The 12,856-nt window shown below is 64.1% G+C and carries 13 protein-coding genes and 1 tRNA gene; 10 read left to right on the top strand and 4 right to left on the bottom strand.

All coding sequences use genetic code 11. The features are described from left to right. Positions 1–13: 13 nt before the first annotated feature. Positions 14–250: a hypothetical protein gene (locus AC0L2Y_RS03960; protein ID WP_023718829.1), complete on the top strand. Its 237-nt coding sequence runs from the start codon at positions 14–16 to the stop codon at positions 248–250. Positions 251–476: 226 nt separating this feature from the next. Here AC0L2Y_RS03960 and AC0L2Y_RS03955 read toward each other — a convergent pair whose 3' ends face one another. Together AC0L2Y_RS03955 and AC0L2Y_RS03950 are read right to left on the bottom strand one after the other, a co-directional pair. Next, positions 477–1,727: a flavin-containing monooxygenase gene (locus AC0L2Y_RS03955; protein ID WP_473553971.1), complete on the bottom strand. Its 1,251-nt coding sequence runs from the start codon at positions 1,725–1,727 to the stop codon at positions 477–479. Between the two features lie 94 nt (positions 1,728–1,821). Next, positions 1,822–2,628, bottom strand: coding sequence for an undecaprenyl-diphosphate phosphatase (locus tag AC0L2Y_RS03950; protein WP_473553970.1), 807 nt, complete (start codon positions 2,626–2,628; stop codon positions 1,822–1,824). Between the two features lie 161 nt (positions 2,629–2,789). Here AC0L2Y_RS03950 and AC0L2Y_RS03945 point away from each other — a divergent pair, with 161 nt between their 5' ends. The 9 genes from AC0L2Y_RS03945 (at position 2,790) to AC0L2Y_RS03905 (ending at position 11,754) form a co-directional block, all read left to right on the top strand. After that, positions 2,790–3,482: a glutathione S-transferase family protein gene (locus tag AC0L2Y_RS03945; RefSeq protein ID WP_023678968.1), complete on the top strand. Its 693-nt coding sequence runs from the start codon at positions 2,790–2,792 to the stop codon at positions 3,480–3,482. Further along, a complete protein-coding gene (queG, locus tag AC0L2Y_RS03940) occupies positions 3,463–4,623 on the top strand; it encodes a tRNA epoxyqueuosine(34) reductase QueG (RefSeq protein WP_473553968.1) in 1,161 nt (386 codons plus the stop codon). The genes AC0L2Y_RS03945 and queG overlap by 20 nt, the downstream gene beginning before the upstream one ends. After that, positions 4,620–5,528, top strand: a complete 909-nt coding sequence (locus AC0L2Y_RS03935) for an SDR family oxidoreductase (protein WP_473553966.1) — start codon at positions 4,620–4,622, stop codon at positions 5,526–5,528. The genes queG and AC0L2Y_RS03935 overlap by 4 nt, the downstream gene beginning before the upstream one ends. Positions 5,529–5,584: 56 nt before the next feature. Continuing rightward, the gene (gene mepA, locus AC0L2Y_RS03930) at positions 5,585–6,676 is read left to right on the top strand and encodes a penicillin-insensitive murein endopeptidase (protein ID WP_352491214.1); all 1,092 of its coding nucleotides are present in this window, start codon (positions 5,585–5,587) and stop codon (positions 6,674–6,676) included. Positions 6,677–7,053: 377 nt separating this feature from the next. Continuing rightward, on the top strand, positions 7,054–8,079 hold the full coding sequence (locus AC0L2Y_RS03925) for a glucokinase (RefSeq protein ID WP_473553965.1): 1,026 nt from the start codon (positions 7,054–7,056) through the stop codon (positions 8,077–8,079). A gap of 119 nt (positions 8,080–8,198) precedes the next feature. Further along, positions 8,199–10,058 carry an ABC transporter ATP-binding protein gene (locus tag AC0L2Y_RS03920; protein ID WP_473553963.1) on the top strand — a complete coding sequence of 620 codons (1,860 nt, stop codon included), beginning with the start codon at positions 8,199–8,201 and terminating at the stop codon, positions 10,056–10,058. Between the two features lie 20 nt (positions 10,059–10,078). After that, a complete protein-coding gene (gene dapB / locus AC0L2Y_RS03915; RefSeq protein WP_473554193.1) occupies positions 10,079–10,903 on the top strand; it encodes a 4-hydroxy-tetrahydrodipicolinate reductase in 825 nt (274 codons plus the stop codon). Positions 10,904–10,975: 72 nt separating this feature from the next. Next, a complete protein-coding gene (locus AC0L2Y_RS03910) occupies positions 10,976–11,596 on the top strand; it encodes a 2,3-bisphosphoglycerate-dependent phosphoglycerate mutase (protein WP_352491217.1) in 621 nt (206 codons plus the stop codon). A 73-nt stretch (positions 11,597–11,669) separates the two neighbouring features. Further along, positions 11,670–11,754, top strand: a tRNA-Leu gene (locus AC0L2Y_RS03905). Between the two features lie 128 nt (positions 11,755–11,882). Here AC0L2Y_RS03905 and AC0L2Y_RS03900 read toward each other — a convergent pair. Further along, entirely contained in the window at positions 11,883–12,254 is a 372-nt protein-coding gene (locus AC0L2Y_RS03900; RefSeq protein ID WP_473553961.1) for a DUF4087 domain-containing protein, read from the bottom strand. Positions 12,255–12,342: 88 nt separating this feature from the next. After that, positions 12,343–12,843 carry a hypothetical protein gene (locus AC0L2Y_RS03895; protein WP_473553960.1) on the bottom strand — a complete coding sequence of 167 codons (501 nt, stop codon included), beginning with the start codon at positions 12,841–12,843 and terminating at the stop codon, positions 12,343–12,345. Positions 12,844–12,856 lie beyond the last annotated feature (13 nt).

Here is a 12,856-nt window from a genome sequence, read left to right as displayed (position 1 = left end):
AAGGAAAAGAACTATGGCCAGATGCGATCAATGCGGGAATGACTACGATAAGGCTTTCAAGGTGACGATGGCCGAGGAGACCTACACATTCGACAGCTTCGAATGCGCGGTCCAGAAACTTGCTCCGACGTGTCCGCACTGCGGATGCCGGATCATCGGACATGGCGTCGAACAAGATGACATCATCTACTGCTGCGCACATTGCGCCGCTGAGGAAGGTGCTAGCGCGCTGACCGATCGCGCGCCTTGACGCACCTCCTTTGGCGTCTGCAGGGCGACCATTCCGAACGACTGCGCCGGCTCATCCCATATGGCCAGTGCCGTCAGCACGACGACGACCAGCCGAGGTCAAGACACGCCGCATGCTGATGGAGGCAATGGATGCAGTCGGCCGCGAATCGGAGCGCCGCATCGCCTTCGCACCAAGATCGGTCATGTTCTTGTGCACGTTCAAGAACCAGCGCCCCACGGATCGGTTAGGCGTCGTTCCGTGGAAGTCGGCTCCCGCCTTGGACAAGCCGCTCCACGACGCCGGCCGCCTCCTCTGGAATGGCCGGTATGGTGCCAGACTTCCGCGTCGATCCGAAATCGAGGCCAGCGAAAAAGAGACCTGGAACAGCGCCGACGCCATCCTCATGGACGGGCTGGCCGGCTGCATCGAGCGCGCCTGGAAGCCGGGCCCACGAGAAATCGCCGGTGAAGCCCGTGCACCAGATCACCGACCTGACGCCGCTCGCCGTCCAGTCGAGGGAGCGGATCGGCTGATCGGGCAAGCGCGGTTCAATCATCTCACCCGGATCGTCCTCTGCCGGTGGCGCATCGAGGCCGGTGCGCTCGATGTACTCGTCAACCAGGCGCTTGGCATTCGCCGAAACCTCGTCGGCAAATCGCATATGGTCGTCGAGTTCGTCGCCGAAGACGAGGTTGCCGTTCTCCACGCCCCTGAAGCGGCCGAGCAGCACCATGCCCTGTGCACTCAGCGATTGCAGGCTGATCGTATGGGTCGCGCCGACCAGCGCGCGGGCCTGCAGCTTGCCGGAGGGGAGGACGAGTTCCTTGCGCGGAACGTCGAGAAAACCGGACAGCGTCAACCATCTAAGTATGTTGCCCCCGCGGTAGCGCCGCACCCAACGGCCGTTGCGGCTGGTCGCCAAAAAGACCACACGTCCGGCCAGCGCCAGATCCTCGGCGATCTGGCCGCCCGACTGGCCGCTGCCGACCACCAGCACCGCGCCATTCTCGAACTCGGCCGGGTTGCGATAAGCCGAGGAATCGACTTGGCGAACTGCGGTTGGCAGGTCAATCGACCCTGGTGGCCGGACCTGCCGGTTCTGGTCGCCAGTAGCGACCACCACATTGCGCGCCAGAAATGCCCCGTCCGTCGTGGTGATGCGAAAGATTCCATCGTCTCTCGTCAGCTCTTGCACCGGAGTCTGGGTGCTTACCGGCAGGCGGTGCCGCTCGGCATAGCCTTCGAGGTATGCGACGAACTCGTGGTGGGTTATCGCGCCCCACGGCTCGGGTCCCTCGTAGGAATCACCGGGTAAGATGGAGCGAATGGTCGGCGAATTCAGACGAAACGAGTTCCACCGCTGCGTTCGCCACGTCTCGCCGATTCGGCCTCGATCGAGCACGCGGTGGTCGCGGCCCTGCCGTTTCAAGAAGTAGCTGACGCCGAGCCCCGCCGGACCGGCGCCAATAACGAGGGCGTCAAGAACTTCGCTCATGCATTTCCCCCTCCAACCATACGTCGACAAGATCGTATGGCTCGGCGTGGGGCAAGAATAGAGTTCCGGCTGGGATTGCGCTATCCGCGCCGGCTCACCCCCAGATGGCCAGCCCCGCCAAGCCCACGATGCCGACGACCAGCCGCCACCAGCCGAACAGCGCGTAGCCATGGCGCGAGACGTAGTCGAGCAGGAAGCGCACGACGATCAATGCCGTGACGAAGGCGGCGACGAAGCCGACGACGATGATGGGCAGGTCGGCGCTGCTCAGTACATTGCGGTTCTTGAACAGGTCGAAGGCGAAGGCGCCGACCATCGTCGGGATGGCAAGGAAGAAGGAGAATTCCGCCGCCGCCCGCTTGTCGACGCCGAGCAGCAGCGCGCCGACGATCGTCGAGCCCGAGCGCGACGTGCCGGGGATCAGCGACAAGCACTGAAACAGCCCGATCTGCAGATAAAGCCTGGTCGGAAACCGCTCGACATCGTGATAATACGGCTTCGGCTTCATGCGATCGACCAGCAGCAGGATGACACCGCCGATGATCAGCATGATACAGATCAGCCGCGGCGATTCGAACAGCACCGTCTTGATGAAATCATGCGCCAGCGCGCCTATGATTGCCGCCGGCAGGAATGCGATGAGGATGCCAAGGACGAAATGCCGCGTCAGCCGGTCGTAGGGCAGCTCGAGCAGCATCTTCCAGAGACGGCGGAAGTAGACGCTGAGGATCGCCAATATGGCGCCGAGCTGGATCAGGATTTCGAAGGCCTTTCCGGTCGAATGAAAGCCGAGGAAATGGCCGGCGAGCAGGATATGACCGGTCGAAGACACCGGAATAAACTCGGTCAGGCCCTCGAGCATGCCGAGCAGCAGCGCTTCGACGACGGTTTGGCTTTCCATGGCAACCTCGGCGTTGGGGGGAAGGCTTGAGAAAACGGCTTGCTTGTCACGGCGCGGAACTCCCCCTATAGGTCGCAGCACCCTGACAGCCCCTGAATCGGGCGGCCAAGACTTACCGGCGCAGCCGGCGATTTGCCAGTGCGCTCTATTATCGCGGGACCATGCTGACGCTTTTCCACCATCCGATGTTCGCCAGCTGCCGCTTCGTCCGCCTCGCCTTTGGCGAGTATGGCGAGGAACTGGCGCTGATCGAAGAGAAGCCGTGGACGCGGCGCAAGGAGTTCCTGGCGCTGAACCCGGCCGGCACGTTGCCGATCCTGCTTGCCGAAGGCGACGTGCCGATCGTCGGCGCAGTAGTCATTGCCGAATATCTCGACGAGACGCGCGGCGTACTCAAGCGCGACAAGCGGCTGTTCGCCGAGGATCCGATGGAGCGCGCCGAAATCCGCCGGCTGACCGACTGGTACCTCAACAAGGCGGAAAGCGAGGTTACCCGGCATCTGGTGCGCGAGCGCGTCCTGAAGCCGGTCATGCCGGAAACGGCAGGCGGCGGCTCGCCCGATTCGGCGGCGATCCGCGCCGCCCGCGCCAATATCCGCCAGCACATGAAATACACCAACTGGCTGGCCGGCACTCGTCACTGGCTGGCCGGCAACAAGGTCACCTATGCCGATCTCGCGGCGGCGGCGGCGCTGTCGGTGCTCGACTATCTCGGCGAGATTGACTGGCGCGAACACAGCGCCGCGCGCGAATGGTATACAAGGGTGAAATCACGGCCTTCGTTCCGGCCGCTTCTGTCCGACCGGGTGCGTGGCCTGTCGCCGGTGTCACATTATGCGGACCTCGATTTCTGATACGGCAAAGCTGCGCGCGCTGATCGACCGCGAGGCGCGGAATGCCGGCTTCGACGCCGTTGCCGTGACAACGCCCGATGCGATTCCGCAGGCGCCGGAACGGCTGGCCGAATTCGTTGCCGACGGCTTTCACGGCTCGATGGGCTGGATTGCCGATACGCTCGAGCGGCGAGGCAAACCGACGGCGCTTTGGCCAGAGGTCCGCTCGATCATCGTGCTGGCGATGAATTACGGCCCCGACCACGACCCACGCGAGGTGCTGGCGAAGCGCGACCGCGGCGCGATCTCGGCCTATGCGCAGAACCGCGATTACCATGACGTGATGAAAGGCCGGCTGAAGGAGATCGCCGGCAAGATCGTGGCGCGCGCCGGCGGGGACGTGAAAGTGTTTGTCGACACCGCGCCGGTGATGGAAAAGCCGCTGGCCGAGGCGGCCGGCCTCGGCTGGCAAGGCAAGCACACCAACCTGGTCAGCCGCGCGCATGGCTCCTGGCTGTTCCTCGGCACCATCTTCACGACGGCCGAACTGGTGCCGGACGCGCCCGAGGACGATCATTGCGGCTCCTGCCGCGCCTGTCTCGATGCCTGCCCGACGGACGCCTTTCCGGCGCCTTACCGGCTCGATGCGCGGCGCTGCATTTCATACCTCACCATCGAGAACAAAGGACCGATCCCACATGAGTTCCGGGAAAAGATCGGCAACCGTATCTATGGCTGCGACGACTGCCTGGCCGCCTGCCCGTGGAACAAGTTCGCCCAAGCCGCTTCGGAGGCAAAGCTTGCCGCCCGCGCGGACTTGCGCGAACCGCCGCTCGCCGAGCTGCTGCGCCTCGACGACGCTGCCTTCCGCGCGCTTTTTTCGGGCTCGCCGGTCAAGCGCATCGGCCGCGACCGTTTTATCCGCAACGTGCTGATCGCCGCCGGCAATTCCCAGGACTTGTCGCTGGCCGGCGCCGTTCGCGCGCTGCTCGACGACGCCTCGCCCCTGGTTCGCGGAGCTGCGGTATGGGCGCTGTCGCGGCTGGTGCCGGGTCGGGAGTTTGCCGAACGTGCCGCAGCCGCTTTGCAAGCAGAACATGACGAGGCGGTGAGAGGCGAATGGCTTCTGGCCCTGCCAAAGCCGATCGAGGCGCATACATGACCAAACAGCAGATTTTCATCTTCGGCGCCGGTTATTCGGGCAAGGCTTTCGCCCGAGCCAACAAGGACGCCGACACAACGATTTTCGGTACAACACGGTCGCTGGACAAATTCGCGGCGCTGCGGCAAACCGGTATCGTGCCGCTGCGTTTCGATGGCACGCTGACCTCCGAAATCGGCGATGCGCTTGGGAAGATAACCCATCTCATCGTCTCGGTCGCGCCGGACGAGGCCGGCGACCCGGTCCTGGGCGCGGCTCGCGAGGTGATCGCGGCCAACATGCCGGAGCTCGAATGGATCGCCTATCTCTCCACCGTCGGCGTCTATGGCGACCATGGCGGCAATTGGGTGGACGAGGCCGCCGAATGCCGGCCAGTATCGAAGCGATCAGTGATGAGGGTTGCCGCCGAGCAGGATTGGCTGAAACTGGGCCACGACATCGACCGGCCGGTGGCGATCCTGCGGCTTTCCGGCATTTACGGGCCGGGCCGCAACGCCCTGGTCAATCTCGAAAACGGCACCGCCCGGCGACTGGTCAAGCCGGGCCAGGTGTTCAACCGCATCCATTGCGACGATATTGCCGGCGCTCTCTGGCATCTCGCCGAAGGCAATCGCGGCGGCGTCTTCAACGTCACCGACGACCTGCCGGCGCCGCCGCAGGACGTCGTCGCCTATGCCGCCCGATTGATGGGCATCGAGCCGCCGCCCGAAATTCCGTTCGAGACCGCCCAACTTTCGCCCATGGCGCGGTCCTTCTATGGCGAGAACAAGCGTGTCGCCAACGCGGCGATCAAGGCGGCCGGCTATGGCTTTCGCTTCCCCGACTACCGCTCGGCTCTCGACGCCATGTGGGCGAGTGGCGGCTGGCGCGACGGCGAGGCGCGCAGGCCGATGAAACGGTGGTGATCGATACGTAGCGCGGGCCGTGGTATGGTGCGGTTCAAATCGCGGAGGGGTCCAGCTTGGGGAAGACGTTAACGCGAGCCTTGCGGGGAAAAACACTGCTGCTGACGGCAGCACTGGCCGTCGCCGGCTTGACGCCTGCCGCGCAGACGGCGAGCGCCGAGCAACGGGCAAAAGACCTGTTCGGCGCCAAAAAGCTGCCGGCACTCGCAGCAGCGCAATCGATCGGCTTTTATTCCAAAGGCTGTTTTTCCGGCGGCGTCGCCCTGCCCATGGACGGCCGGCACTGGGAGGTGATGCGACCGTCGCGCAACCGCCGCTGGGGCCATCCGGCAATGATCGCGCTGATCGAGAAACTATCACGCGATGCTGCGGCCGACGGCTGGCCGGGCCTGCTGATCGGCGACATCTCGCAACCGCGCGGCGGGCCGATGCTGACCGGCCATGCCTCGCACCAGATCGGCCTCGACGCCGACATCTGGTTGACGCCGATGCCCGACCGCAAGCTTTCGACCGAAGAGCGCGAAAACATCAGCGCTACCTTGATGGTCGATGAAAAGACCCATCTGGTGAAGGACGGGCTGTGGACGCCGATGCACACGCGGCTGTTGAAGCGCGCCGCGAGCTATCCCGAAGTCGAGCGCATCCTGGTCAATCCAGGGATCAAGAAGAAGCTCTGCGACACGGTCAAAGGCGACCGCAGCTGGTTGCGCAAGGTCAGGCCGTTCTGGGGCCACGATTACCACTTCCACATTCGCATCGGCTGCCAGGCAGGATCACCCGACTGCAAGGCGCAGGAAGCGACGGCGCCGGGCGATGGCTGCGACCAGGCGCTGGCCTGGTGGTTCACCGAGGAGCCGTGGCGCCCCAACAAGAACCCGGACAAGCCGAAGGCACGCGACGTGATGACGATGGCGAACCTGCCCAGGCAATGCCAGTTCGTGCTCGACGCACCGGCGCCGGCCTCGGCGGAAGCAGTCACCTACTATGGCGACGGCGTGCCGATCGCGGCCGCACCTGCTCCCGCGGCAGAGCCTTCGCCGCCGCCGACGGTCGCAGCCGGCGCGGCTGCGCTTCCGGCCTCGGCGAACGCCTTTATGGCGACCCCCGAGATCGGCATTCCGCTGCCGCGGCCACGACCGGGGCACTGATGCTAGGGCAATCGCCTCGGCTCAACTGATGTTTGAGACAACCAAGTGTTGGGGTCGGCGCCGCCCCTCAATACCCTGCCGGGCATTTCTCCCCGTATAGTGACGGGGAGAAAGGGGCTGGCCGCAGCCTCGGCGCTCTTCTTCCAACGCCGGCGATTAGCGAATTCGCCTATGAGAGCGCCCTCTCCCCGTCACTATACGGGAGAGGGTGCCGGCAGGCAGGTGAGGGGCAGCGCGAACGTTGGACAATTCAGGGCGAGGCGGCTTCAGACCTGAAGCGATTGTCCTGGAACGCCGAAGCTGCTTTCCCTTTGCAAGGTCATGCGCTAGTCAACGACGAGGTGGTGAGAGGCCGCCGTAACGGAACGGACGAGAGCATGCCAGGCGTAAGCGACGACGACACTCTGTTGCGGTTTCCGATCCTGATCGGCGACATAGGCGGCACCAATGCGCGCTTCTCGATCGTGCTTGACGCGAATTCCGAAGCCGGCGAGCCGACGATCGTCCAGACCGCCAACTTCAATACGATCGACGAGGCGATCCAGTCGGCCGTGCTCGACCGCTCGTCGGTCCGGCCGAATTCAGCTGTGCTGGCGGTAGCCGGTCCTGTCGAAAGCGACGAGATCCCGCTTACCAATTGCCCATGGATCGTCAAGCCGAGACAGATGTTCGCCAGTCTCGGTCTCAGCGACGTCGTGGTGCTCAACGACTTCGAGGCGCAGGCGCTGGCCGTCGTCGCGCTCGGCGACGAGCATATGGAGAAGATCGGCGGTGACGCGCCGGAACCGAATTCGGGGCGGGTGGTGCTCGGCCCGGGAACCGGGCTCGGCGTCGCCGGGCTAGTCTATGCGCTGCATCACTGGATACCGGTACCCGGCGAGGGCGGCCATATGGATATCGGCCCGCGCTCGCCGCGCGATTTCCAGGTGTTTCCGCATATCGAGAAGCTCGAGGGCCGCATCTCCGGCGAACAGATCCTGTCCGGGCGCGGCCTGGTCAATGCCTACCGGGCGGTGGCCAAGGCGGACGGCAAGCCGTCGCCCTTCACCACGCCTGCCGATGTTACCGCCGCGGCGCTGGCAAAGAACGATCCGGTGGCCGAAGAGGCGCTGTCGATCTTCGTCACCTGCCTGGGGCGCACCGCCGGCGATCTCGCTCTGGTATTCATGAGCCGCGGCGGCGTGTTTCTCACCGGCGGCATCGCGCAAAAAATCCTGCCGGCACTGCGCACCGGCGGTTTCCGCGCCGCCTTCGAGGACAAGGCGCCGCATAGCGCCCTGATGCGCAGCATGCCGGTCTATGTCATCACCCATCCGCTGGCGGCGCTTTTAGGGCTGGCCGCCTATGCCAGAAATCCGTCGCTGTTCGGCGTGCAGACGGCGGGGCGGCGCTGGCGGGTCTAGGACACAAGCTGCGCCGCGACGAAGTTTCGCCGTCCTCGGCCATAGGCAAGCCGCCATTGGGGCGTTAAGAGGTTGCCGAATTGCAGCCCGGCCGAACCGAAACCACAAAGCGCTCCAACTTGACACTTCCAGCACCAACCAAAGGGAAAGTCCGTCCCAGCGAGATCGTGGCGGTGATCCGCCGCATCATCGCCGAGAACAGCCGCGACTATCGCTGGTACTATGCTCTTGCCGTGGTGTGCCTGGTGACGATCGCGGCGACGACCGCCTTCACAGCCTGGATCATGAAGGATGTCATCGATCAGATCTTCTACCAACGGCGCGGCGATCTTATCGCGCTGATCAGCGTGTCGATCCTGGCCGCCTTCATGCTGCGCGGGCTGGCCAGCTACGGCCAGGCAGTGACGCTGGCCAAAATCGGCAACAATCTGGTGGCGCGCTATCAACGCCGCATCTTCGACCATCTGATGAAGCTCGGCGTCAGCTTCTTCAACGACACCCGCTCGGGCCGGCTCGCCGCGCAGATCAACGAGAACGTCAACGGCATCCGCGATCTCCTGTCGATGACGCTGACATCGCTGGCGCGCGATGCCGTATCGCTTGTCGCGCTGGTCGGCGTCATGATCTGGCAGGACCCGATGCTCTCGGCGATGTCGCTGCTGATCGGCCCGCCTTTGATCTACAGTGTCACCTATCTGATGCGCCGGGTGCGTCGCATCACCCGTGAATCGGTGCAGATCAACTCGCGGCTGATTGGTGCGATGCAGGAAGCAACCCAGGGCATCGCCATCGTCAAGGCCTTCACCCTGGAAGACGAGCTGTCGCGCCGCATCGGCGGCCTCGTCGCGGGCGCCGAGCAGCGGGCAAACAAGATCGCCCGCGTCTCGGAACGGCTGACGCCGATCTCCGAAATGCTGGCCGGCTTCGCCGTCGCCGGCGTCATCGCCTATTCCGGCTACCGGGCCACCGTCGGCGGCCAGCCGCCGGGCGCGGTGTTTGCCTTCATCACCGCCCTGCTGCTTGCCTATGACCCCGCCAGGCGGCTGGCGCGAATGCAGGTCGGCATGGAGAAGTCGCTGGTCAATGCGCGCATGATCTACGAGCTTCTCGACCTCGAGCCGCAGCAGGGTGACGTGCCGGCAGCCGCCGAGGCGAAATTCACCTCTGGCGAAGTGCGCTTCAACAACGTGTCCTTCCGCTATATCGAAGAAGCGCCGGTCCTCCAGGATCTGAGCTTTGTCGCCGCCGCCGGCAAGGTGACCGCCATCGTCGGCGCCTCGGGCGCCGGCAAGACGACGCTGGTTGCGCTGCTGCAGCGCTTCTACGACGTCGAGTCGGGCAGCATCGAAATCGACGGCCAGGACATTTCAAAGATCACGAAGCATTCGCTGCGCGGCTCGATCGCCTATGTTTCGCAGCAGCCCTATCTGTTCGAAGGCACCATCCGCGACAACATCCGCTACGGGCGGCTGAGCGCCACCGACGCCGAGATTGAACGCGCCGCGCAACAGGCTGCGGCAGACGATTTCATCCGCCAGCAGCCGCAAGGCTACGACACGCCCGTCGGCGAGAACGGCGTGACGCTGTCGGGTGGCCAGCGCCAGCGCGTATCGATTGCCCGCGCTATCGTTCGGCAGGCGCCGATCCTGCTGCTCGATGAAGCCACCTCGGCGCTCGACAACGAGGCCGAGGCCCGCGTCCAGGAAGCGCTGACCCATGTCATGGAAGGGCGCACCACCATCGTCATCGCGCACCGGCTGTCGACGGTGGTCAATGCCGACCATATCATCGTGCTGGAGCAGGGCCGGCTGGTCGAACAGGGCACGCATGCCTCGCTGATGGCCGACCCGCACAGCGTCTATGCGCGGTTCCACCGGGTGCAGGGCAGGAAAGGGCTGGGGCTTGTCGATGACGCCAAGCCAATCCAGACTGCGGCGCAACATGTCCGCGCGAAAAAGGCGGCCGGGAGACATTCATGAGTGACACGCCGACCGTCAACATCAATGAAACGGGGGAAATGGGCCTGGTGGTGGTGGGCGCGGCCGGCCGCATGGGCCAGGCGCTGATCCGCGCCATCCACACGATACCGGGCGCCCGCGTTGCCGGCGCGATCGAGCGGGCCGGTTCGCCCCATATCGGCAAGGATGCCGGCGAGCTCGCCGGCGTCGGCAGGCTCGAGGTGGCGATCGGCGACGATCCGCTGCCGGCCTTCGCCAAGGCCGATGGCGTGCTTGATTTCACGAGCCCGGCGGCGACCGTCGAATTCGCCGGCTACGCGGCGCAGGCGCGCATCGCCCACATCATCGGCACCACCGGCTGTTCAGCGGAAGACGATGCGAAAATCGCGGCGGCGGCGCGCCACGCGACGATCGTCAAGTCAGGCAATATGAGCCTCGGCGTCAATCTGCTGGCGGTGCTGGTGGAGCAAGCCGCGCGCGCGCTCGATGCCGACGATTTCGACATCGAGATCCTGGAAATGCACCACCGGCACAAGGTCGATGCGCCGTCGGGCACGGCGCTGCTGCTCGGCGAAGCCGCCGCTGCCGGGCGCGGCGTAGTACTTGCCGGCAACGATGTTCGCGTGCGCGACGGCCATACCGGCGTGCGCAAGGCAGGCTCGATCGGTTTCGCCAGCTTGCGTGGCGGCTCGGTGGTCGGCGACCACAGTGTGGTGCTGGCCGGTACCGGCGAGCGCATCACGCTTGCCCATCATGCCGAGGACCGAGCGATCTTTGCCCGCGGCGCGGTCAAGGCAGCCCTGTGGGCGCGCGGCCGCAAGCCGGGCCTCTATTCGATGCGGGACGTGCTCGGCCTGACAATCTGATCAACAGAATTGGCTGATCAACAGAATTGGCTGATCCACAAAATTTGATCCACAAAATTTGAAGGAGCAAATATGTCGAGAACTCTCGTGCTCGTGCGCCACGGCCAGAGCGAATGGAACCTGAAGAACCTTTTTACCGGCTGGCGCGACGTCGACCTGACCGAACTGGGCCATGCCGAGGCCAAGCAAGCCGGCGCCAAGCTCAGGGCGCGCGGCATGAAATTCGATATCGCCTTCACGTCGTCGCTGATCCGGGCGCAGAAGACCTGCCAGCATATTCTTGACGCCGTCGGCCAGAGCGACCTCGAGACCATTCGCGACCAGGCGCTGAACGAGCGCGACTATGGCGATCTCTCCGGCCTCAACAAGGATGATGCGCGCAAGAAATGGGGCGAGGAGCAGGTGCATATATGGCGCCGCTCCTACGACGTGGCGCCGCCCGGCGGGGAAAGCCTGAAGGACACCGGCGCGCGCGTCTGGCCCTATTACCTGCACGATCTGCAGCCGCATGTGCTGCGCGGCGGCACCGTGCTGGTGGCGGCGCACGGCAATTCGCTGCGCGCCCTGATCATGGCACTGGACGGCAAATCGGGCGAGGAGATCGTCAAGCTCGAGCTCGGCACCGGCGTGCCGATCATCTACACGCTCAACGCCGATTCCACGGTGGCGTCGAAGGAAGTGCTGGAGCACTGAGCCGGAGAAGCAACGCGGCTTTCAAAAAAGCGCGTTGACACTTATCCCTCGCCCGCTTAATGAGCGCGCACCAGCCCAGATGGCGGAATTGGTAGACGCGCACGGTTCAGGTCCGTGTTCCGCAAGGAGTGGAGGTTCGAGTCCTCTTCTGGGCACCAAATTCCCGTTTCGAACTTTTTGATGAGGTTCAGAAGTCCTTAAAAAGCCCGGTTTTGCCGGGCTTTTTTCTTGAGCTGATGCCTAGGTCGTCCGCCGTCGCCCATGGCATCCACAAGATATCTAACAATTACCCGCCCGGGTTAGGCAGCGATCTGTCGTTGCGGCAGCGCACCAGCGGAAGGATTTGGCCCGAGATCACTCTGGTGATCTTTTGCTGCTTGGCGTTGGTTACGACGTTCATGCACGCACATCCGTAGCCGTGACCCGAACCAGGCACATTGGTCTCGACGAATTGCCGCTCGTCAAAGGCCGGCACATTGTCGATGCCTTTGGGATCCGGTCGTCCCTGCATCTGGATCCACCAATCCCCGTCACTGTCGGTCAGGACGAGGTTGCCGGGTGTCGGGCTGGAGTACCAGCCACAACGGCGCTCGGCATGGGCGGCAGCAGACAAGGACATGGTGGCCAGGCAGAAACAGATTGCGAACAATGGGCGCATGAGAATCTTCACCTCCCTTGAGTAAAGCAGGTCATGCCGCCGACAATCTGCGTTGGCGCCGGTAACGAGGCGGCATGATTTTGTAGCCTTATGGCCTCAACTTCGTGTCCACATTTTCTTCGATCAATCCGCAATGAAGCGTCACAGGCTTCCTTTGGACATCGCTTAGTGGACCGTCGATGAAATCGCAGCTGAGCAGATTGTCCGGACTGCTCTTGCGCGCCGACGCAACGTTGACGTTGACCTCGGGAGGCCCGGCAAGCCAGTCGAGACGCTTCGTGTCGACCTTTGTGCCGCTGATGCGGGCGTGGCCCGCTGTGCCCGCTATTTCGACCTCTTCGTCCTGCGGCGTGAGATCGATCTGGCCGACTTCGTTGGCGTGCTTCTCGGCGCTCCGCTTCGGGTCACCGTAATAGGAGACGAGGACAACGATCCCTTCCTTTTCAGCCGCCAGCTTGGCGGCTGCTTTTTTGGACAGCGTGACGTTGACGTCGAATCCGAGGTCGCCCTGGGCTGTCGCCGGCACAGCACATGCCAACAGCGCAGATCCCGTAATCGCCATTGCGAGCGACGATTTATAGCGTTTCACGATCACCTCCTTC

This window comes from Mesorhizobium sp. WSM4830 (genome assembly GCF_055811495.1).
The sequence above is the reverse complement of the archived record's forward strand: the minus strand, read 5'-3'. Positions and strand labels throughout refer to the sequence as shown.